The following is a 21,118-nucleotide window of genomic DNA, read 5'->3' on the forward strand; positions in this document are numbered from 1 at the left end:
CAAAAGCCTACGTCGTTATTTTGCGGTGCAGTATACGCGATCTTGCGTATGCTTGCGGTGCACAAATCCGAGCCATCCTCACCGGACCAATCGCGTGTCCTCGAACAAAAATGGGGTGCTCATGTCAGACGAAGCAAACAAGGGCCTGATTTCGCCGCTCCGGCGCAAATTGTTGATGGGAATGGCGGCCTTGCCGGCCGTCACGATGCTGCCGCGCCCGTCGCTGGCGGACGTTCCGACCTCCGTTGTGAACACCACGGGCCTCGCGGTGACGGATACCGAGGTGACTGTCGGCATCCTCCACTCCGTGACCGGCACCATGGCGATCTCGGAAACCGGCTCGGTGGAAGCCGAAAAGCTCGCCATCGAGCAGATCAATGCCTCGGGCGGCGTGCTCGGCCGCAAGATCAAGTTCATCCAGGAAGACGGCGCGAGCGACTGGCCGACCTTCGCGGAAAAGGCGAAGAAGCTGCTGGTCAACGACAAATGTGCGGCCGTGATGGGCTGCTGGACCTCGGCCTCGCGCAAGGCCGTGCTACCGGTCTTCGAGCAGTACAACGGCATGTTGTATTACCCGACCTTCTATGAAGGTCTCGAGCAATCCAAGAACGTGATCTACACCGGCCAGGAAGCGACCCAGCAGATCATCGCGGGCCTCGACTGGGTCAACAAGACCAAGGGCGCGAAGACCTTCTACCTGCTCGGCTCCGACTACATCTGGCCGCGCACCTCGAACAAGATCGCGCGCAAGCACATCGAGGGCCACTTGCAGGGCGCCAAGGTCGTCGGCGAGGAATACTTCCCGCTCGGCCATACCCAGTTCAACTCGGTGATCAACAAGATCAAGCTGACCAAGCCGGACGTGATCTACGCGATCATCGTCGGCGGCTCCAACGTGGCCTTCTACAAACAGCTCAAGGCGGCCGGCATCGATCTGTCCAAGCAGACGCTGCTCACGATTTCGGTGACCGAGGACGAGATCGACGGTATCGGCGGTGAGAACATTGCGGGCGCGTTTGCCTGCATGAAGTACTTCCAGTCGCTCGACAATGAGAACAACAAGGCCTTCGTCTCCGCGTTCAAGAAGATGTGGGGCGAGAAGACCGTGATCGGCGACGTGACGCAGGCTGCCTATCTCGGCCCGTGGCTGTGGAAGCTGACGGTCGAGAAGGCTGGAAGCTTCGATATCGACAAGGTCGCAGCCGCTTCGCCCGGCGTCGAGTTCAAGGGCGCGCCGGAAGGTTACGTGCGCATCCACGAGAACCATCACCTCTGGTCGAAAACGCGCGTCGGCAAGGCCAAGGCCGACGGCCAGTACGAGCTGGTCTACGAGACCGCCGATCTAGTCGAGCCCGATCCGTTCCCCAAGGGCTATCAGTGAGACCGGCCTCGTCCTGAGGCGCTCCCTCATTCTCCGACAAACGGCGTGGACCTCTTTGGCCCACGCTCTCTATTCCCGCGCGGCGCGCAGCCCCGATTTGGAATTCCGGAGGACTGTTGATGTTCGGTGACTATTCGATCAGTGATCTAGGCGCAATCTTCGCGATGCAGGGCTTCGCCGGATTGATCCTGTTCTCCGTCTACGTCCTGATGGCGCTCGGGCTCGCCATCATCTTCGGCCAGATGGGCGTCATCAACATGGCGCATGGCGAGTTCATGATCCTCGGTGCCTACGTCACCTGGATGACGTCGAACACCGTCCAGCACGTCGCGCCCTGGCTGTTCCCCGGCTATTTCTTCATCGCCATGACATTGGCCTTCATCGCCTCCGGCGCGCTCGGCATGCTGGTGGAATGGGCAATGATCCGGCACCTCTACAAGCGCCCGCTGGACACGCTGCTCGCGACCTGGGGCCTGAGCCTGATCCTGCAGCAGGCCTATCGCTCGGTGTTCGGCGCGCGCGAGGTCGGCGTCGAGCTGCCGGAATGGATGATGGGATCCTGGCAGGCGACGGATTCCATCCAGATACCCATCAACGGCATGTTCGTGATGGGCCTGACCATCCTGATCACCATCGCCGTGTCCTACGTGCTGTTCTGGTCGAGCTGGGGCAAGCAGGTGCGCGCGGTGGTGCAGAATCGCGTCATGGCTGGCGCCGTCGGCATCAACACCGAGCGCGTCGACCGCCTGACCTTCGGCCTCGGTTGCGGCATCGCCGGTGTCGCGGGAAGCGCCTTCACCATGATCGGCTCGACCGGGCCGACTGCGGGACAGCTCTACATCGTCGATACGTTCCTGGTCGTCGTGTTCGGCGGCGCCGCCTCGCTGGTCGGCACCATCGCCTCGGCCTTCACGATCTCGCAGACCGACTCGACGCTCGAGTTCTTCATGTCGGGTTCAATGGCCAAGGTGATCACGCTGCTCGGCATCGTCGCCATCCTGATGATGCGGCCGCAGGGTCTGTTCGCCCTCAAGGTCCGCCGCTAGGAACAGAAAGCACGGTCATGATCATCAACTCGCGCTTCTTCAACCGCTCCGAACTGATCGGCTTCGTGACGCTCGCGCTCCTGCTCTTCGTCATCCTGCCGCTGACGCTCGACGTATTCCGCCTGAACCTGGTCGCGAAATATCTCACCTACGCCTTTGTCGGCATCGGCCTCGTGCTGTGCTGGGGCTATGGCGGCATTTTGAGCCTCGGGCAGGGCGTGTTCTTCGGCCTCGGCGGCTACTGCATGGCGATGTTCCTCAAGCTTGAGGCATCGAGCGTCGAGAACACCAAGATCCAGTCGACGCCCGGCATTCCCGATTTCATGGACTGGAACCAGCTCACCGCGCTGCCGTTCTTCTGGAAGCCGTTCCACAGTCTTCCGTTTGCGCTCGCGGCGATTATCCTCGTGCCGGGCATCTTTGCCCTCATCATCGGCGCGGCGATGTTCAAGCGCCGCGTCGGCGGCGTCTATTTCGCCATCATCACCCAGGCGATCGCGGCCATCCTCGGCATCCTGATCATCGGTCAACAGGGTTACACCGGAGGCGTCAACGGCATCACCGACCTGCGCACGCTGCTCGGCTGGGACATCCGCACCGACCACGCCAAGTTCATCCTGTATTTCGTCGAGGTGGTCCTGCTGTTTGGCTGCATCGTCGCGGCGCAGTTCATCCGGTTGACCAAGCTCGGCCGAATCCTGGTGGCGATGCGCGAACAGGAAGACCGCGTGCGGTTCTCGGGCTACAGCGTCGCCAATTTCAAGATCTTCGCCTTCTGCGGCGCCGCGATCTTCGCCGCCATCGGCGGCGCGATGTTCACCCTCGAGGTCGGATTCATGTCACCGTCCTTCGTCGGCATCGTGCCCTCCATCGAGATGGTGATCTACACCGCTGTCGGCGGGCGCATGTCGATCTTCGGCGCGGTCTATGGATCGCTGCTGGTCAATTTCGCCAAGACCATGTTGTCGGAGTCCTTCCCGCAGCTCTGGCTGTTCGGTCTCGGCGCCCTGTTCATCGCGGTCGTGCTCGCCTTCCCGAGTGGGCTCGCCGGCATCTGGGCCGATCACGTCCAGCCGCGCATCGATCGTCTGATCGGATCGCGCAAGTCCAAGGCCGCGTGGGACGACGCCTCCGTCGCCGACGGCGCCCCCGCAGAGTGAGGAGATCGTCATGCTCATCGGACATCAGCCCAAGGACTTTCTGCTCGCGGTAAGCGGCCTCACCGTCTCTTTTGACGGCTTCAAGGCGGTCAACGACCTCTCCTTCTATGTCGAGGAGAACGAGATTCGCGTCATCATCGGCCCCAATGGTGCCGGCAAGACGACGGTGCTCGACCTGATCTGCGGCAAGACCAAGGCGACGTCCGGCTCGATCCAGTTTCGCGGCAAGGAGCTCACGAAGCTGAAGGAGAACGAGATCGTGCAGACCGGCGTCGGGCGCAAGTTCCAGACGCCGTCGGTATTCGAGGATCTCACCGTTTTCGAGAACCTCGAGATCTCCTTTCCGCGCGGCCGCACAGTGTTCGGCTCGCTGGCATTCCAGCGCGATGCAGAGGTCAAGGCGCGCGTCGAGGAGATCGCCGAGATGATCTTCCTGAAGGACAAGCTCGACACCTATGCCGATGAGCTCAGCCACGGCCAGAAGCAATGGCTCGAGATCGGCATGTTGCTGATCCAGGACCCGGATCTCCTGATGCTGGACGAGCCTGTGGCCGGTATGAGCGTGTCCGAGCGCGTCAAGACCGCCGAGCTCCTCAATCGAATCATCAAGGACCGGTCGGTGCTGGTGATCGAGCACGACATGAAGTTCGTCGAAGACATCGCGCACAAAGTGACTGTGCTGCACCAGGGCCAGATCCTCTCCGAGGGCACCATGGAGAAGGTCAAGAACGACCCCAAGGTGATCGAAGTCTATCTGGGCCACTGAGGAGGTACATCGATGCTTGCCATTTCTGATCTTCACGTTGCCTACGGCCAGAGCGAGGTACTGCACGGGCTCAATGTCAAGGTCGCGCCGAATGAGATCGTCGCGATCATGGGCCGCAACGGCATGGGCAAGACTACGTTAATGAAGTCGCTGATGGGTATCCTGCCCGCTAGAAGCGGCTCGGTGACGATGGATGGCGCCGAGCTCGGCGGACTGAAAAGCTACGAGAGGGTGGCCAAGGGCCTCGCATACGTGCCGCAGGGCCGAATGATCTTCTCCACCATGACGGTGAAGGAGAATATCGAAACGGGACTCGTGGTCGCGGGCGACTCGGATGTGCCCGCCAGTATCTACGAGCTCTTCCCGGTGCTCCTGGAGATGAAGGGCCGCCGCGGCGGCAATCTCTCTGGCGGCCAGCAGCAGCAGCTTGCGATCGCGCGTGCGCTCGCCACCAAGCCGAAGGTGCTGCTGCTGGATGAGCCGACCGAGGGCATCCAGCCGTCCATCATCAAGGACATGGCGCGCACCCTGAAGCGCATTCGGGACGAGCGCGGGCTCTCGATTGTCGTGTCCGAGCAGGTCCTGAGTTTTGCGCTCGATATCGCCGACCGCGTGCTGGTCATCGAGAATGGCGAGATCGTCCGCGACGATCCGCGCGACAGCGTCGATGCCGCGCAGGTCTCGAAATATCTGTCCGTCTAACCAACCGTGTAAAAGGGGAGCATCTCGATGCCAGAGACACTGATCAAGGTCGATCTCACCAAATCGGCTTATGAAAACGACATGGTGCACAACCGCTGGCACCCGGATGTTCCGATCGTGGCCTGGGTGAACCCCGGCGACGACTTCATCATCGAGACCTATGACTGGACCGGCGGCTTTATCAAGAACAACGATTCCGCCGACGACGTGCGCGACATCGATCTCTCGATCGTGCACTTCCTGTCTGGCCCGATCGGCGTCAAGGGGGCCGAGCCCGGCGATCTGCTGGTCGTCGATCTCCTTGATGTTGGCCCGCTGAAGCAGAGCCTCTGGGGCTTCAACGGCTTCTTCTCCAAACAGAATGGCGGCGGCTTCCTGACCGATCATTTCCCGTTGGCGCAAAAGTCGATCTGGGACATCAAGGGCCTCTACACCTCGTCGCGTCATGTCCCCGGCGTGAGCTTCGCCGGCCTGATCCATCCTGGCCTGATCGGCTGTCTGCCTGATCCGAAGATGCTGGACATGTGGAACAAGCGCGAGGCCGAGCTGATCTCGACCAATCCGACGCGCGTGCCCGGTCTCGCCAATCCGCCGTTCGCGCCGACCGCTCATGGCGGTCGCGCCAAGGGGGACGTGAAGGCCAAGATCGGCGCCGAAGGTGCGCGCACTGTCCCGCCGCGTGAGCACGGCGGCAATTGCGATATCAAGGACCTCTCCCGCGGCTCGAAGATCTACTTCCCGGTCTATGTGCCGGGCGGCGGTCTCTCGATGGGCGACCTGCACTTTAGCCAGGGCGACGGCGAGATCACCTTCTGCGGCGCGATCGAGATGGCCGGCTGGCTGCATCTGAAGGTCGACGTGATCAAGGACGGAGTGGCGAAGTACGGCATCAAGAACCCGATCTTCAAGCCGTCGCCGATCACACCGAACTACAAGGATTACCTGATCTTCGAGGGTATCTCGGTGGATGAGGCCGGCAAGCAGCACTATCTCGATGTTCACATCGCCTATCGCCAGGCGTGTTTGAACGCGATCGAGTACCTCAAGAAGTTCGGCTACTCCGGCGCCCAGGCCTATTCGATCCTCGGCACCGCGCCGTGCCAGGGCCACATCTCCGGCGTCGTCGACGTGCCGAACGCTTGCGCCACGCTGTGGCTGCCGACAGAGATCTTCGATTTCGACGTCATCCCGTCGGCGGCTGGCCCCATCAAGCACATCACCGGCGATATCCAGATGCCGATATCGCCGGACAAGTAATCCCTGCGCGAGAAGGATGCGGGACGGTGCCTCTTGCCGCCCCGCGTCCGCCGCGGGTGTGTCGAACAGGCTAAAGCGCAGGGGAAGATGCGATGCCGGTCTATGAATATCTTTGTGACGACTGCGGTCCCTTCAAGGATCTCCGTCCGATGTCGGAATGTGACGATCCTCAAGCCTGTCCGCATTGCGAAGCGATGGCGCCCCGAGTGATCTTGACTGCGCCGAACTTCTTCTGCATTCCGTCGGAAACGCGAAAGGCCCATGCGGTCAACGAGCGCAGCTCCCACGCGCCGCAGACGCTGGCGCAATACAAGGCCTCGCATGGTCCCGGCTGCGGCTGCTGCGCGACCGGCAAGACAAAGCAGGCGCGGCTGATGACCAAGACCAAGAGCGGCGCCAAGGGCTTCCCCACCGCGCGGCCGTGGATGATTAGCCACTAGGGGACCGACCCTGCGATTTGGCGAAACGCGGGTCCTGGAGTCTTCGCGATACCAGACCTCACATTCCCAACCGCTGCTGGGCGCCACTTTCCCTCGGCCACCAAGTGTCGGTTGCTCCGGAATTCGGTCAAACTACGACGTGGGGGGAAGACGCCGCTCTTGTGAGGCGGGAGCGCAAAGGGTCTCTCAGCCACCGACGCCTACGGGCATAGCCCTGGCCGGTGATGGGGGCAACAATAAACCTGTCGCAGAAACGTTGCTATTGCGAAATAGGCTGAGCCTGGAAACAACGACCGCTGCAACGCCTCGCCTCGTCCCAGGAACTCGGGGAACTCCGAACTGTCGGACGAGTTACAGAACCGCCGAGAGGATTGAAGGATGAGCGGTCGTGTGCGTTTCTCTTGATCGCGATCGTCCTTTATTCGGCAGTTACTTGATGGAGAGGCGACAATGAAAGCACCACTTCTTCTTGCTGGCGCATTAATCATCGGATGCGCGGCACCAGCACTAGCCGATGAGTACTACGTCGTCCAAGGTCCGAGCCGTCAATGCACGATTACCACCACACGCCCTGCGGACAAGGAAGTCGTGACGCAGATCGGTCCGATGGCGTTCAAGACCCGCGTGGAAGCCGAAGACCGCATCAAGCAGACCAAAGTCTGCGAGGAAGGCACAGTTGGTAGCAGCGGCAGCACGACCGTTATCAAAGAGAAGTAATCGACGGCGTCATTCCTAATCGAATTTGACGAATTCGAGAAAGTCGCGCCCATGCCTGTCGGCGCGATTTTTCTGTTTGCAGACCATCTAGTTGGAGCAGCGGTTCTGAGGCTTCAGCCAACCGCGCCAGTGCGGCGATTGCGATGAGGTGTTGCGGATGTTGGTGACCGGCGGGCCAGACAGTGCGCGGCGGCGGTGGCATGCCCCAAGCGCATCAGCGTCATCTCGGCCCCGGCGCCGGTGGCGTCAAATGTCGGCACCTTTGTTTGAATCACCACTCTCTTCTGCGCTCTGCAATTCCCCCTGCGCTTGTTGCCAGAACTCGTCTTCGCGTCCTTCGGGTTTGCCCGCCTGCTCCCACAGTTCGAACGCGCGTTTTCGTATCTGCTCTTCTGTTGGGTGAGCCATGATGAATTCTCCCAGAGCGCAGGTCCCCGCCTTGGGCAGGAGGCACAAAGGGGTGGGGACCTCGCGCCGACCTTAACTTGTGGCCCAGAGAGCCAATTCGGGCTTAGGAGAGTTGTTCCTCGTTTTCAGCCGGGCCGCTGCCCCATCTTCCTTCTCGGTCCCGCGCATCACGATCTTGGGCACATCATCCGGCAACGGCCGTCGCAGCGCCATCGCTTCATCCCACGGCGCGCGCATCCAGACATCGCTCCTTGTCGGTCATCGGGATCACGGGCATCACGACGGCTTCGCTCTTTAGCGCTACTTAGTAGCAACCTCTTTCGCAATGGCGTGTTTTCGACCAAAGCCAAGGAGGCGAGCATGATGAAGAAAATCCGCAAAAATGCCGGATCAACCTCGCGGACCCAGATGCAAGCGAGCAATCCAAAGATGCTCAATCCAAGCGATCATGCCGCCGGTAACTGACGTTCGATGACGGCCGAGGAACAATTTTCGAAACGCTGTCTTCACTGTCATTGCTTTTTCCCATTGTCTGGCAATCCGCTTCGATCGCCGGCCGTACTCCACAGCCTGCGACCAGAGATGTTCGATCGGTGCCGAGCAGACACAATCTGACAGTTCACCGGCTGTAGGTGCCGACGAGTTCCGCCTGTCCAAGCATATGTTTCTCGGCCGCCTTCCAGACATCGGCCACGGCAAGCCTTGGTGCTTGCGAAAGCACGTCGATGTCGAGCGCCGCGAGCTTGAAATGGTAGTGATGCGTGCCGTGGCCCTTGGGTGGCGCCGGCCCATGGTAGTTCGGCTCGCCGAAGTCGTTGACACCCTTGCCCATGTCCTCTGATTTGGCCTTGCCACTGCCGAAGCCTTCCGGCAGGAGGGTACGTCCGCCCATGATGTTGTAGAGTCCCCAATGACGGAATGTGCCCGATGGAGCATCCGGATCCTCGACCACGAGCGCAAAACTCTTGGTGCCCGGTGGCGGATCCGACCATTGCAGCGGCGGTGAGAAGTTCTCGCCGTCTGCGGTGTATCTGATAGGTATGCGCTCGCCGTCGCGGAACGCAGGGCTTGTCAAGCTGAATGGCATTCTAGCCTCCGGCCGGCTCCTAGCTGCTGTGCTGTGGCGGCGCTCCTTGTCGGTCGCCTCCGAGATGCCTTGCAGGGCACTCCCCAAGCAGCTTGTCTTGTCGGTCCAACAACAGGTCTAGGCAAAGGTTTCTATGGATCGTTGGGAACTGTCCATCGCGGCACGAGTTTCTTGCTGGACTGAGCGGCTTTCGGTCGGCTTCGCCTGCGGCCGGCGATCCACATCGACATCAGAGGCCGCCGCCACTCCATGGAGGGAAACCCTCCCCATCGCCGTCTTACGCGAAGCCGCGCCCGCGACGAGGTCAATCGCGAGCTCATGGCGGGGTTGCGCATTGCCGGCGAACACTTGCCCCGCCGGAGCGCGACAAGTTCGGGGCGTTTTTTTGGGCGCTTTTCCGATATCGTTCTGCTGGGTGAGGCTAAGCACGGCAGGTCCGAGTTCTATCAGAGGCGCGCCTGCCATCACGCTCGCCCCAGCTTGAACTTTAAAACCCAATTGCGCGCGGTCAGTTCGAGTGAAACAAGAAGATCGTTACCCCCTTTCTGACGGAGCGTCCTTTCGTAACGCGATGTTCTGTAGAGTTCGGCATAGAGTGCAAAGGCGCTGACGACCTGCGAGGTGGCGCCGATCGCAACGAGTTGGATGAGAGCGGCTGGCCTCGTGCCGGCGAGCCGCCGGTTATCCGTCAGGAATACCGTCGGACGCGTCAGGCAAGAAGCTTGTCCAGCTTGATAGGAAAGCGGCGGATGCGTTTGCCGGTGGCGTGATAGACGGCGTTCGCGATAGCCGCGGGGACGCCGACGATGCCGATTTCGCCGAGGCCCTTGACGCCCAGCCTGTTAATGCGGTCGTCGCGTTCGTCGACGAAGATCACGTCGATGTCGTGAATATCGGCATTCACGGGGATGTGGTACTCGGCGATATTCGCGTTCATGATCCGGCCGAAGCGGTGGTCCATCACCGTCTCCTCGTGCAGGGCCATCCCGATTCCCCAGACCACGCCGCCCATGATCTGGCTGCGGCCGGTCTTGGTGTTCAGGATCCGTCCGGCCGCAACGGCGCTCACGACTCGCGTGACACGGATGACGCCGAGCTGCTCGTCCACCTTCACCTCGGCGAAGGTGGCCGAATGCGTGTTGCGCGCGTGCGACGTGTCCTCTGCGAACTGATTGAGCTTCTGCTTTTCGATCCGCTCGAGCTTGCCGTAGCGCATCACATCCACGATCGAGACCGCACGGTCCTTGTCGCCGGCCTTGGCGATCGTGCCGTCGACAAGAATCAGATCGGGCGCATCGATGTCGCGGAGTGGCGAGGCAGGCATCGCCTTCGCAAGACGCGCAAGCTCCTGGCGAATGTCCTCGGCCGCTCCCAATACTGCGTGTGCGCTCGATGCAGCCATCCAGGAACCGCCCTCGACGGGGGCTTGTGGCAAGATCGAGTCGGCAAGCTTCGCGCTAATGTTCTCGATCGGCAGCCCGAGTGCATCGGCCGCGACCTGCGCCACGATGGTGTAAGTGCCGGTGCCGATGTCGGACGCCGCGCAGGAAACCTCGGCATGGCCGTTGGCGGTCAGCACGATGCGGACTGCGACCGGCATCTGCAGCGCCTCCCACACGCCTGTCGCCATGCCCCAGCCGATCAGCTCCTTGCCATCGCGCATTGAGCGCGGCGCAGGGGTGCGTCTGCTCCAGCCGAAGGCTTCCGCGCCGCGGGCGTAGCACTCGCGCAACTGCTTGCTGGTGTAGGGTAGGTCTTCGCTCTGGTCGCGATCGGAGTAGCACTTCAGCCGCAGTTCGATCGGATCGAGCTTGAGCGCGACTGCCAGCTCGTCCATGGCGCATTCGAGCGCGCAGACGCCCGAAGCTGCGCCGGGCGCGCGCATGTCGCAGGGCGTGGAGACGTCGAGGCGGACGAGCTTGTGCGAATAGCGGCTGTTCGGGCTCTTGTAGAGCTGTTCGGCCCAGCCGCTGTCGTTGCGCGAAAAGTCCTCATAGCGCGAGGTGATGGCCGTGGCCTCGTGTGTGACCGCCTCGAGCGTGCCGTCAGGTCTGGCGCCGAGCCCGACGCGCTCGATCGTCGCCGGCCGGTGACCGAGCCCATACATCTGCTGCCGCGTTAGCACGACGCGAACGGAGCGCTTCAGAGCCAGCGCGGCAAGCGTTGCCAGCACCACCTGGTATTGCGGCCGTAGGCCGGAGCCGAAGGCACCCCCGACATAGGGCGAGAGCACGCGGATGTCGTCCGGCTTCTTGCCGAAAACGCTGCAGAGATACTTGTGAACGTTCTGGACGCCTTGCGTCTTGTCATAGATCGTGAGCCTGCCATTGCCGTCCCAGACGACCGTGGTTGCATAGAGCTCCATCGGATTGTGATGCTCGGTCGGAATGAAGTAGTCCGCCTCGTGCCGTACCGCCGCGCCGGCAAGCGCTGCTGCGGCGTCACCGCGCGGCTCGTGGGGCTTCTTCACTTCCGTTGCCTTGCTGCGTTCGGCTTCGAGATCGGTCGCAAATGCCCGCTCCACTTGATAGTCGACATGCACCAGCGTCGCGGCGAATTTCGCAGTTTCCCAGTCCTCCGCCACGACGAGCGCGATCGGCTGGCCGTTGAACTTGATATTGTCGTCGTAGAGCGGACGGAATGGCGATCCTTCGTCCGGCGCCACCTCGTCCATCCAGGCCTCGTCCTTGTCGGCGAGCGGCGGGCGATGGGCATGGGTGAGCACGTCGAGCACGCCCTTCACCTTCAGCGCTTCGCTGGTGTCGAGCCGGGCGATGCGCCCGCGCGGAATGGTGGCCGCGACGACGAAGCCATGGAGTAGGCGGTCGGCCGTGAACTCGCCGGCATATTTGGCGGCCCCGGTAACCTTGGCCCGGCCATCGACGCGAGACGTTGGTGTTCCGACATAGGCGTTCATCGGTCCCTCACGCGATCTTCTTGTGAGCCTGCGATTGCGGCGTGGCGCTCGCGGCCTGCATCAGCGTCCGCACGATGGCGCGGCGAGCGAGCTCGACCTTGAAGCCGTTATGCGCACGGGCTTTGGCGCCCTGCAGCAGGAGATCAGCAGCGTGGGAGAAATGCTCCACAGTTGCGGCCTGGCCGCGCAACGCCGTTTCGGCCTCAAGGCTGCGCCAGGGCTTGTGCGCGACTCCGCCGAGCGCCACGCGCGCCTCTCTGATCGCGTTGCCATCGAGTTCGAGCGCGGCAGCAACCGAGACGAGGGAGAACGCATAAGACAAGCGGTCGCGGACTTTCAGATAGCTGTAGTTATGGGCAAAGCCGCGTGGCGGCAGTTCGATCGCCGTGATGATCTCGCCGGCGCCGAGATTGGTATCGACATGAGGTGTGTCGCCGGGGAGCCGATGGAAATCGGTCAGCGCCATCGTGCGCTCGCCGGATGGACCTGAAATATGCACTAGCGCGCCGAGCGCGGCCAGCGCCACGCTCATGTCGGACGGATTGGTCGCGATGCAGGCGGCGCTCGTGCCGAGGATGGCATGGTTGCGATTGACGCCGTCGATCGCCGAGCAGCCGCTGCCGGGAGTTCGCTTGTTGCAAGGCGTCGCCGTGTCATAAAAATACGCGCAACGCGTTCGTTGCATCAGGTTGCCGCCGACGGACGCCATGTTGCGCAACTGCGCCGATGCGCCGGCCAGGATGGCGCTGGCGAGTAGCGGGTAGCGCTGCTCGATCAGCGGATGGTAGGCGAGGTCCGAGTTCGGCATCAAGGCGCCGATGCGCAGCCCTCCATCGGCCGTCTCCTCGATCATGCGCAGCGGCAGGCGAGAAATGTCGATCAGCCGGGAAGGCTGCTCGACATTCTCCTTCATCAGGTCGATCAAATTGGTGCCGCCGGCAATAAGCTTGGCGCCGGGGTGGGCGGTAAGCAGGAGGATCGCATCGGCGACATCAGAGGCGCGGGAATATTGGAAGTTGATCATGGCCGCCCCATTGCCTGCTGGATGGCAGCGACGATGTTGGGATAGGCGCCGCAGCGGCAGAGATTGCCGCTCATTAGCTCCCGGATCTCGTCAGCATCCCGGGCGCGACCTTCGGCGAGGAGGCCGGCTGCCGAACAGATCTGTCCCGGCGTGCAATAGCCGCACTGGAAGGCGTCATGGTCGATGAAGGCCTGTTGCAGGGGATGCAGCTCGCCATCCCTGGCAAGACCTTCGACGGTCGTGATCTCCGCGCCGTCCTTCATGACCGCGAGCGTCAGGCAGGAATTGACCCGCCGGCCATCGACCAGCACGGTGCAGGCGCCGCATTGACCGTGATCGCAGCCCTTCTTGGTGCCGGTCAACGCGAGATGATCACGCAAGACATCCAGGAGTGTGGTCCAGGGCACTAGGTCGAGCTTGCGCCTGACACCATTGACGACAAGATTGATTGGAATGCGATCGGGAATTTGATTTACGGCACCGGCCATGTCGTTTCCCTCGCGAGGGAGGCCGAGCCGAGTAGTCAAGTCTGTTGACGCGATTGCGCGTCGTCTCCGCTGGCCAATAGCGCCCCAACGGGCGACAAGTCGCTTGGTTCCACTGGGGAAGTTTCCCTTCCGGCGAGGAAGCCGTCAGCGCTTCGTGTCGCCGAAACCCACAATCGATACCCCATGCTTGACGACCTCACGGACAGCCTCAAGTCCTTTGAGATAATCCTTCCCGTAGTCGTCGTTCTGCTAGAGGTCGAGCGCGCCATCACCAAGGCGACCAAGCCGCGCGACCCGGACAATCCCAATCGATTGCCGCAAGGCAATGCGCTCGCCGCCATCTGCGCCGAATATCTAGGGCGCAAGGCCGCGAAATGACACGATGGGCCGCTTCCGGACTCATGCAGCGAGGCATCATTCATTCATCCCGCTTCGACAACCTGGAATCGCTTGACGCCAACCAGGCTTCGGTGAGTTCAACACCGTCTCTTTCGCAGACTGCACTGAATGAGGTTTTCGCGTTTGGGTGCTCAAAGCAGAATGCTTTTGCTTTCTCAGCTGTCTCCACCCACCAATCTGATTTCTTATCGCGCGCGATACGAATCGGGGATGATCCCGCCTGCCCACTCAGCCAACAGCATCCGCTCGATGCGGTCGGCTTGCTCTTTCGTCAAATTGACCGCCGGGCTGGTCCCGACCATTGCCGGCCTCTTGAATCGCGCCGCCTGGCGCGACCGCCGGGTCGTTTCATCTGACTGGATCGGTGACCAAATACGATGTCAACGGCGAAACGCGCGCGATTGCAGGATCGGCGTGCCCGGATTCCGGTTCCAGGCCAGAATGAATCCTCCGCATTGCCGGATTTAGGTCGCATTGCGACCCAGGTCGCGGCCAAAGGTTTTCCCGGGCGGGGCGCAACACCGGGGGTTCTATGTCCGGTCATTTGCGATTTTGCTTCGCCACTTTTCTTCTCGCAGGTCTCTCGACGTCGCCGGCATTTTCGAATTCTTTGGCCGACTTCTTCTCGCTCGATGCCGCTCCCGCGAAAGCCACTGCTCCCACTCCCGCCGAAGAGCAGTGCTTGCCAAAACCCGGCAAGTCGACGGCCGAGGGCCAGCATTGGGTCTATCGTTACGATGGCCACCGCAAATGCTGGTTCCAGGCCGCCGAGGAGGTCGCCACGGTGAAGAAGCCGGTGCATCATCGCGCCGCGAAGCAGCGTGTCGCTGCTCCCGAGGAGATAAAGGCCGCGCTGCGCAAGCGAAAGGCGGGCGTGGATGCGCGTGCCGAGCTGCTGCGCTCCGCACCGGCGGAAACGCCCCACCCGACGCCACCCGCGCCCGCGCTTAAGGTGGTCGATGCCGCTCCGGGGGCTGCGGCGCTCGTGCCGCCGGCCCCCCTTGTCGCGAAGCCCGCGACCGATCAGCTCGACCAACCCACGTCGCGCGAGGTCGACGTGGAGACGCTTTTGGCGGCGGCGCCGGCCGCCACCGATACGGTTGCCGCCTCACTGCTGCCGGCCACCCTGGTCACCGATCCCATCGCCGATGCGGGCGAGGACGGCCAGGGGTGGACGGCAACCTGGCTCGGCGTGCTGCTGATGGCGCTGGGGCTCCTCTCCCTCCTAAGCTCGAGCCGGATCCTTCGGGGGGCCTTGCTGATCGGGCGATTTATCGATCCGAGTACGGGTACGCATCATCGGAGTAGGTAGCTCAATGGTTGGTGAAAGCAGGCTCGTGCGCCCCGCCGTGGCCGCGGTCCATTCGGAAGCCGAAATGGACAATTTTGCCGAGGCAATCAATCATGCATTGCACGAGGTGCAGGCCGCCCGGCGTGACATCCGTATGACTGCCTTCTGCGTGCAGCAGGCAGAGGCCATTCGCAGAATAGATCGAGCCCGAGCCTGCCTTGCTTTCTGGCGCAGTTCCGGAAATTACAGTTCAACTAGCTGAGCATCCATCGTTCGACGCTGCGCAAGTATCCTGACCTCTCTGAATGTCGGTGGCGACGATGGAGCTTTCCCGGAACGGCGCGAGGGCCAGGTTGCTGGCCGCAGACAAATCCTGGCGCTACATGTGATCAATCATGGGCTGCATAAGCGCATAGCATCGGCATGCCAGGCTCTTGAGCCGCCCCCGGTCGACCTCAACGACAAGCTGACCGCGTTTGCCAAGCACTGGGTCTTCCGGCCACGCGCCTGCGCGCCATATCGAGCCCGGACCAAGGGCAAGACCGAGAACGGCGTTGGCTACGTAAAACGGAATGCGATCGCTGGCCGCGCCTTCCCGAGCTGGGAAGCCCTTGAAGCGCATCTTGAGGCTTGGACACGGGAGGTCGCCGATCGGCGCCAGCAGGGCACCACTGGCGAGCCACCTTGGGCCGCCCGGAGTTGGCAAGACGCACCTTGCGGTCGCGCTGGGGCGGGAAGCGATCCTGGCTTGGCATTCCCTGCAGTTCGTCGCAGCCACCTCCTGACGAGCCGCCACGCTTGCCGGTCCGGGAACTAGAGCGCCGGCGAACAGTTCTGTTGGCGCAACGTAGCTCCGGAAGAATATCCAGGCCAAGCAAGCGCGAGAAATTGAGCATCGCGCCGTCCGGCAAGGGGACAGCCAGCGAGTTCCGGCATGACCAGGAAAAACCGCTTCAATCTGGGATACGCCATCGCCGCTATTTTCGCGGTTTTCTTGATCCAGCATCTCATCTCGACCGCCAGCCAAATAGCCGTTATCCCCTTCAGCGAATACCAGCAGTTGCTGCGTCAAGGGAAAGTCGATGCCGTGGGCATCTCCGATCGCACAGTGCAGGGCACTCTGAAGGAGCCCCTGCCGGGTGGTCAGAAGCGATTCATCACGACGCGCGTTGATCAGGACGTCGCGCAGGAACTCGAAAAGTACAACGTCCGCTTCACCGGCCAGATCGAGAGCACATTTTTGCGCGATCTCCTTTCGTGGGTCATGCCGGTGCTGTTGTTCGTCGGACTGTGGTGGTACATCGGCAAGCGCATTACGGAGGGCGGTGGTCTCGGCGGCGGGCTGATGGCGATCGGCAAGAGCAAGGCCAAGATCTATGTCGAGTCCAATACCGGCGTCACTTTTGCTGATGTCGCCGGCGTCGACGAAGCCAAAGACGAGCTTCGCGAGGTTGTCGATTTCCTGAAGAATCCGACCGACTACGGCCGACTTGGGGGCCGCATGCCGAAAGGTGTGCTGCTGGTCGGCCCGCCTGGCACAGGAAAAACCTTGCTGGCCAAAGCCGTCGCCGGAGAAGCCAGGGTGCCTTTCTTTTCGATCTCGGGTTCGGAATTCGTCGAGATGTTCGTCGGCGTGGGAGCGGCACGGGTGCGCGACTTGTTCCAGCAGGCGCACGAAAAGGCGCCGGCGATCATCTTCATCGACGAGCTCGACGCACTCGGACGCGCCCGCGGGATCGGCCCTTTTGCCGGTGGCCACGATGAGAAGGAGCAGACGCTGAACCAGCTGCTGGTGGAGCTCGACGGATTCGATGCGCGCTCGGGGCTCGTCATCCTTGCTGCGACCAACCGGCCGGAAATACTCGATCCTGCCCTGCTCCGCGCCGGCCGCTTCGACCGCCAGGTATTGGTCGATCGTCCCGACAAGAAAGGACGCATCGAGATTCTAAAGGTTCATATGAAGAAAGTGCGGCTCGCAGCCGACGTCGAGCCAGAAGCAGTTGCAGCATTGACACCGGGATTTACCGGTGCCGATCTCGCGAACCTCGTCAACGAGGCCGCGCTTCTGGCGACCCGCCGTGGCGCCGAGGCGGTCAGCATGAGCGACTTCAACAACGCTGTGGAGCGCATGGTCGCAGGCCTCGAAAAACGCAACCGTCTGCTCAACGCCAAGGAACGCGAGATCGTCGCGTATCATGAGATGGGACACGCCCTAGTCGCACTCTCATTGCCCGGCGTCGATCCCGTGCACAAGGTCTCCATCATCCCGCGAGGGGTAGGTGCGCTAGGTTATACCATTCAGCGCCCGATCGAAGACCGCTTCCTGATGACCAAGGAGGAGCTGGAAAACAAGATGGCTGTGCTGCTCGGTGGCCGCGCAGCCGAGCTGATCGTGTTTGGCCATCTATCCACCGGCGCCGCGGATGATCTGCGTCGCGTGACCGACATCGCGCGCAGCATGGTGACTCGCTACGGGATGTCGGACAAGCTGGGCAGCGTCGCCTATGAGCGAGATCCCGGCAATTTCCTCGCGGGCACGGACCAGCCCTATCCGGTTCGCGAACGTGACTATGCCGAAGAGACCGCAGCCGCGGTTGACCGCGAAGTGAAGGATATCGTCGACCAGGTCTTCCAGCGCACGCAGGGCCTTCTGAACACACGACGGTCGATTCTGGACCGCGCGGCGAAGAAGCTGTTGGAGAAGGAGACGCTGGAGCAGGGCGATATCGACATGCTGATCCGGGAGATGCCGAAGGAAGCTCTGCGTGTGATTTAAGTTACGCATCAACGCGGATGCCCGCGCACAGCCGATCGCGCGCAAAAAGCGTCACGCAGACTGCGTTAGCCTAACCTCCGTTTGGAGTTCGAGCAGGTGTTTCCTTTAACGATGACGAACTATTTGAAAGCAATGCAGGCGGCTGACCGCTGTTTCTTGGAGATTCGATCTGAGTACCAGCGTCGGCGCGCTTGGCCTGCCATTCAAGGAACAGGTGGCCGGCGACCAACATGATGCCGGCGCATAGTAGCGCGAGCCCTGCGCTTACGAGATCACGATAGTCATCCATCCCACAACTCATGGCTTTTCTTTATCAGGCCGCAGCCGACCTCGGAAGTTGGGATCGTGACGCGCTCGACTGTCCTACAGGGCAACCCCGGCGACCGCGTTTCATTGGGCGATAGGGTCGAGGCGCACCCTAACCGGCGATAACCGTCCTTCTCGAGACTGCAATGATTGGATTCACACGGCCGCCCTGCGACGCGGGGGTCATCCAGGCGACGCCGGTTTTTGATGCGGCCCTGTCACCAAGTCGCAAGTGGCTGACACTGACGACGACCATAGTCGGGTCGACCGTGGCTTCATCGACGGCTCGGTGGTGAACATCGCGCTGGCCGCGAGGCTTCCGTGAGAGCGAGATCCTGCGGCATATCTTCGAGCGCGTGGTTGCAACGTGCATGGCCGCCGGCCTCGTCAAGGGCGAAGGGTTCGGGGTGGATGCGAGCGTGATGGAAGCCAACGCCAGCCGTTATCATGCCAAAGCGCCGGATGAGTTGGACTGGACCGACGCGCAACGACAGAAGGGTGCCGTGGCCGAGTATCTTGCTGGACTTGAGGCCGAGGCGCAGGTCCAGCAAGGCCCGGATAACCGCAAACAAAGTGCTTCACACCACCGGTACCGTGCACGACGGCAACATGCTCCGCTACCGTGCCTCCAAATTCGACTGCGATGCTTGCGCGCTGAAGATGCGATGCTGTCCGAATATGGCTGCCCGACAGGTACCCCGTGACATTCACGAAGATGCTCGCGATATGGCGCGACGGCTGATGGGGACAAAGCGCTTCCTCAAATCGCGAGATGAACGCAAGCGCATTGAGATGCGCTTTGCTCATCTCAAGACCCACCACGGGTTCGAACGCATGCGGCTCAGAGGTCTCTCCGGCGCTCGTGACGAGTTTCACCTTGCCGCCATCGTGCAGAACCTCAAGACGATGGCGCTCCATCTGCTCGGCCCGCCAACCGGTCAGGTGCGCGCGTCGATTGCGTAAGAAGCACGGCAATTTGGGCGATGTGTTCGCCGGCCAGGCCGTGACGCCCAGCCACGGGCCAAGTGAAAACGTCTCCCCAACAGCAAGCGATTTGCGGCAGGGCATTTTTCGACAGCATCGGTCAGACTCGGAAATTAAGGAAACTACATCTTTAGTCCGGTTCGCCTGCGTTAGCAGATCTTCAGAGCTAAACCTGCGCAGGGTTGAACTCCGGGTCTTCAGATTGCAGCGGAGAATGAATGATTGCTGGGGCAAGCTCAGTGAGGGGGAGCGCTGGAGGATCTTGTGGTGATTCAGTTGTGAACGGCGATCGGTCAATTTGGCTCGACTTCAGGCACAACGCTGGTACACGCGGGTCAATGCGACTGGCGTTAAGTCATTGATTTTTGTTTATTTTTCTGGCGCGGTGCGGCAATCCATCCCTCCAGCCCGGCTTGCACAAAACGCTCGCGATCGCAGGGGCTTGAGCCATGCATACTCTCCACCTGCCGGCCAGATGACACCGGTGGTACATAGGGCGCACCAAAGGCTATTTCGCTCAGATCGCCGCTGCCTGTCTGGCATGCCCTGACGTCGCCAACGGAGCGCGAGCGAGCCGACATCGCACGGCCGGCGAATGCGCCCGGCCGGCGCTTCGCCGAGAGATCAGACGATGAAAGAGGCTATCGATACATCGCCTTCGCGTCGCCAGGTGTTGCGACTGGCCGCCATAGGGGTGGCCTGTGCCGTGGCTGCGAAGGCCCCGAGCGCCGCGGAGCCTCTAAGGGGAGGGGCCAACGACTCCTACGTTCCCGCTGATGGCGTTTCGACCTTCGAGAGCGTCTGGCAGACTGTACGTGATCATTTTTACGATCCGCGTCACAGCGGACTTTACTGGCCGGCGGTTCGGGAGAGATATCTTCCGGAGGTTCAACGGGCAACTTCCCAGGACTCTCTGGCGCGCATCATCAATACCATGCTGTCTGAGTTGCGCGCTTCGCATACGCGCTTCTACACGCCGGATGAGCCGGAATATTATCAACTTGCAGATATCTTTTCCGGCGTACTGCGACGCCGGGGACTGCAGGGTGCATTTCCGGACGGTCGCATTTCGTACCCTGGCATAGGCATCATTTCGCGTCTCGAAACGTCTGGCCGTAACACGATCACCGCCGTCATAGACGGAACGCCGGCTCAGCAGGCGGGCCTCCGTGCTGGAGATGAGATAGTTGCGGCTGACGGGACGGCATTTGAGCCGGTCGGGTCATTCCGTGGGAAGGTGGGCGAATCGGTTGTCCTGGAGGTGCAGCGGGGCGCCACGGTGATGCAAATCCCGGTCAGGCCGGTCGATCTCGAGCCCACGAAAATGTTCCTTCGTGGGTTGGAGTCGAGTGCACGGATCATTGAGTCAAACGGACAACGCATCGGCTATGTCCATGTTTGGTGCTATGCGGGCTACGTCTATCAACGCACTCTCGAACGCCTGCTGTCGCAAGGTGAGCTCAAGGACGCAGATGCGCTGATCTGGGATTTGCGGGATGGCTGGGGCGGCGCACAGCCCGAATATCTCGACTTGTTCAACGGTCGGGCGCCAACAATGCAGGTCACCGACCGAAGCGGTACCAGCGAAATCGTAAATGTGAAGTGGCGCAAGCCTGTTGCGATGCTCATCAACGGCGGTACGCGCAGCGGCAAGGAGGTCCTTGCCTATGGTTTCAAAAAGTACAGGTTGGGCGAGCTCATCGGCACCCGGACAGAAGGCGCGGTCCTTGCCGCCACCGCATTTCTCATCGGAGGCGGCTTGCTGCTGCTCGCAGTCGAAGATGTCCTGGTCGATGGCGAGCGCCTGGAGGGCGTAGGCGTGACGCCGACGATCGAGATCCCGGCCGGCGCGACTTCCGCCGGAGCAGAGGACCCCCAATTGAGCCGTGCAGTCGCGGTTCTATCCGGGACATGATCAGGACGTCATACCCATTCGCAAAGCAGAGGCAATGCGAAATGGTAATTGGAA

20 protein-coding genes and 3 pseudogenes are annotated in these 21,118 nt (G+C 61.6%); 17 read left to right on the forward strand and 6 right to left on the reverse strand.

Annotated features, from left to right (window positions below; genetic code table 11):
- Nucleotides 1-121 precede the first annotated feature (121 nt).
- The 8 genes from urtA (at nucleotide 122) to QA640_RS13145 (ending at nucleotide 7,469) form a co-directional block, all read left to right on the forward strand.
- Nucleotides 122-1,381, forward strand: a complete 1,260-nt coding sequence (gene urtA / locus QA640_RS13110; protein WP_283041041.1) for an urea ABC transporter substrate-binding protein — start codon at nucleotides 122-124, stop codon at nucleotides 1,379-1,381.
- 119 nt (nucleotides 1,382-1,500) lie between these two features.
- The gene (urtB, locus tag QA640_RS13115) at nucleotides 1,501-2,427 is read left to right on the forward strand and encodes an urea ABC transporter permease subunit UrtB (RefSeq protein WP_283041042.1); all 927 of its coding nucleotides are present in this window, start codon (nucleotides 1,501-1,503) and stop codon (nucleotides 2,425-2,427) included.
- Between the two features lie 17 nt (nucleotides 2,428-2,444).
- Nucleotides 2,445-3,587: an urea ABC transporter permease subunit UrtC gene (urtC, locus tag QA640_RS13120; protein ID WP_283041043.1), complete on the forward strand. Its 1,143-nt coding sequence runs from the start codon at nucleotides 2,445-2,447 to the stop codon at nucleotides 3,585-3,587.
- 10 nt (nucleotides 3,588-3,597) lie between these two features.
- Nucleotides 3,598-4,353: an urea ABC transporter ATP-binding protein UrtD gene (urtD, locus tag QA640_RS13125; protein ID WP_283041044.1), complete on the forward strand. Its 756-nt coding sequence runs from the start codon at nucleotides 3,598-3,600 to the stop codon at nucleotides 4,351-4,353.
- Nucleotides 4,354-4,365: 12 nt separating this feature from the next.
- Nucleotides 4,366-5,055 (forward strand): urea ABC transporter ATP-binding subunit UrtE, encoded by a 690-nt coding sequence (gene urtE / locus QA640_RS13130; RefSeq protein ID WP_283041045.1) that lies wholly within the window; start codon nucleotides 4,366-4,368, stop codon nucleotides 5,053-5,055.
- 27 nt (nucleotides 5,056-5,082) lie between these two features.
- The gene (gene fmdA / locus QA640_RS13135; protein WP_283041046.1) at nucleotides 5,083-6,312 is read left to right on the forward strand and encodes a formamidase; all 1,230 of its coding nucleotides are present in this window, start codon (nucleotides 5,083-5,085) and stop codon (nucleotides 6,310-6,312) included.
- 92 nt (nucleotides 6,313-6,404) lie between these two features.
- Nucleotides 6,405-6,752 carry a zinc ribbon domain-containing protein gene (locus tag QA640_RS13140; protein WP_283041047.1) on the forward strand — a complete coding sequence of 116 codons (348 nt, stop codon included), beginning with the start codon at nucleotides 6,405-6,407 and terminating at the stop codon, nucleotides 6,750-6,752.
- A gap of 450 nt (nucleotides 6,753-7,202) precedes the next feature.
- Complete coding sequence (locus QA640_RS13145) at nucleotides 7,203-7,469, forward strand: hypothetical protein (protein ID WP_283041049.1); 267 nt, start codon at nucleotides 7,203-7,205, stop codon at nucleotides 7,467-7,469.
- Between the two features lie 96 nt (nucleotides 7,470-7,565).
- On the opposite strand, the pseudogene QA640_RS13150 reads toward QA640_RS13145, so the two are convergent.
- From QA640_RS13150 to QA640_RS13175, 6 genes and pseudogenes are all read right to left on the reverse strand, one after another.
- Nucleotides 7,566-7,696 (reverse strand): annotated as a pseudogene (locus QA640_RS13150) (SOS response-associated peptidase); the annotation flags it as partial.
- Between the two features lie 19 nt (nucleotides 7,697-7,715).
- On the reverse strand, nucleotides 7,716-7,877 hold the full coding sequence (locus QA640_RS13155) for a DUF2934 domain-containing protein (protein ID WP_283041050.1): 162 nt from the start codon (nucleotides 7,875-7,877) through the stop codon (nucleotides 7,716-7,718).
- A 619-nt stretch (nucleotides 7,878-8,496) separates the two neighbouring features.
- Nucleotides 8,497-8,964: a YbhB/YbcL family Raf kinase inhibitor-like protein gene (locus QA640_RS13160; RefSeq protein ID WP_283041051.1), complete on the reverse strand. Its 468-nt coding sequence runs from the start codon at nucleotides 8,962-8,964 to the stop codon at nucleotides 8,497-8,499.
- A gap of 709 nt (nucleotides 8,965-9,673) precedes the next feature.
- Nucleotides 9,674-11,881 carry a xanthine dehydrogenase family protein molybdopterin-binding subunit gene (locus QA640_RS13165; protein WP_283041059.1) on the reverse strand — a complete coding sequence of 736 codons (2,208 nt, stop codon included), beginning with the start codon at nucleotides 11,879-11,881 and terminating at the stop codon, nucleotides 9,674-9,676.
- A 7-nt stretch (nucleotides 11,882-11,888) separates the two neighbouring features.
- Nucleotides 11,889-12,905, reverse strand: coding sequence for a xanthine dehydrogenase family protein subunit M (locus tag QA640_RS13170; RefSeq protein ID WP_283041060.1), 1,017 nt, complete (start codon nucleotides 12,903-12,905; stop codon nucleotides 11,889-11,891).
- Nucleotides 12,902-13,393 carry a (2Fe-2S)-binding protein gene (locus QA640_RS13175; RefSeq protein WP_283041062.1) on the reverse strand — a complete coding sequence of 164 codons (492 nt, stop codon included), beginning with the start codon at nucleotides 13,391-13,393 and terminating at the stop codon, nucleotides 12,902-12,904. The genes QA640_RS13170 and QA640_RS13175 overlap by 4 nt, the downstream gene beginning before the upstream one ends.
- 183 nt (nucleotides 13,394-13,576) lie before the next feature.
- Here QA640_RS13175 and QA640_RS13180 point away from each other — a divergent pair, with 183 nt between their 5' ends.
- The 9 genes and pseudogenes from QA640_RS13180 (at nucleotide 13,577) to QA640_RS13220 (ending at nucleotide 21,064) form a co-directional block, all read left to right on the forward strand.
- Nucleotides 13,577-13,771, forward strand: a complete 195-nt coding sequence (locus tag QA640_RS13180) for a hypothetical protein (protein WP_283041063.1) — start codon at nucleotides 13,577-13,579, stop codon at nucleotides 13,769-13,771.
- A 23-nt stretch (nucleotides 13,772-13,794) separates the two neighbouring features.
- Entirely contained in the window at nucleotides 13,795-14,148 is a 354-nt protein-coding gene (locus tag QA640_RS13185; protein WP_283041064.1) for a hypothetical protein, read from the forward strand.
- Between the two features lie 254 nt (nucleotides 14,149-14,402).
- Nucleotides 14,403-15,104: a hypothetical protein gene (locus QA640_RS13190; RefSeq protein WP_283041065.1), complete on the forward strand. Its 702-nt coding sequence runs from the start codon at nucleotides 14,403-14,405 to the stop codon at nucleotides 15,102-15,104.
- Between the two features lie 436 nt (nucleotides 15,105-15,540).
- A pseudogene (locus QA640_RS13195) lies at nucleotides 15,541-15,759 on the forward strand (IS21 family transposase); the annotation flags it as partial.
- A gap of 7 nt (nucleotides 15,760-15,766) precedes the next feature.
- Nucleotides 15,767-15,865: pseudogene (locus QA640_RS13200) on the forward strand (ATP-binding protein); the annotation flags it as partial.
- 152 nt (nucleotides 15,866-16,017) lie between these two features.
- Complete coding sequence (gene ftsH, locus QA640_RS13205; protein WP_283041066.1) at nucleotides 16,018-17,859, forward strand: ATP-dependent zinc metalloprotease FtsH; 1,842 nt, start codon at nucleotides 16,018-16,020, stop codon at nucleotides 17,857-17,859.
- A gap of 677 nt (nucleotides 17,860-18,536) precedes the next feature.
- Complete coding sequence (locus QA640_RS13210; RefSeq protein WP_283043152.1) at nucleotides 18,537-18,869, forward strand: hypothetical protein; 333 nt, start codon at nucleotides 18,537-18,539, stop codon at nucleotides 18,867-18,869.
- The gene (locus QA640_RS13215) at nucleotides 18,844-19,128 is read left to right on the forward strand and encodes a transposase (RefSeq protein ID WP_349253717.1); all 285 of its coding nucleotides are present in this window, start codon (nucleotides 18,844-18,846) and stop codon (nucleotides 19,126-19,128) included. The genes QA640_RS13210 and QA640_RS13215 overlap by 26 nt, the downstream gene beginning before the upstream one ends.
- A 652-nt stretch (nucleotides 19,129-19,780) precedes the next feature.
- Nucleotides 19,781-21,064 carry a S41 family peptidase gene (locus QA640_RS13220; RefSeq protein WP_283041067.1) on the forward strand — a complete coding sequence of 428 codons (1,284 nt, stop codon included), beginning with the start codon at nucleotides 19,781-19,783 and terminating at the stop codon, nucleotides 21,062-21,064.
- Nucleotides 21,065-21,118: the final 54 nt, after the last annotated feature.

This window comes from Bradyrhizobium sp. CB82 (genome assembly GCF_029714405.1).
Classification (GTDB): Bacteria; Pseudomonadota; Alphaproteobacteria; order Rhizobiales; family Xanthobacteraceae; genus Bradyrhizobium.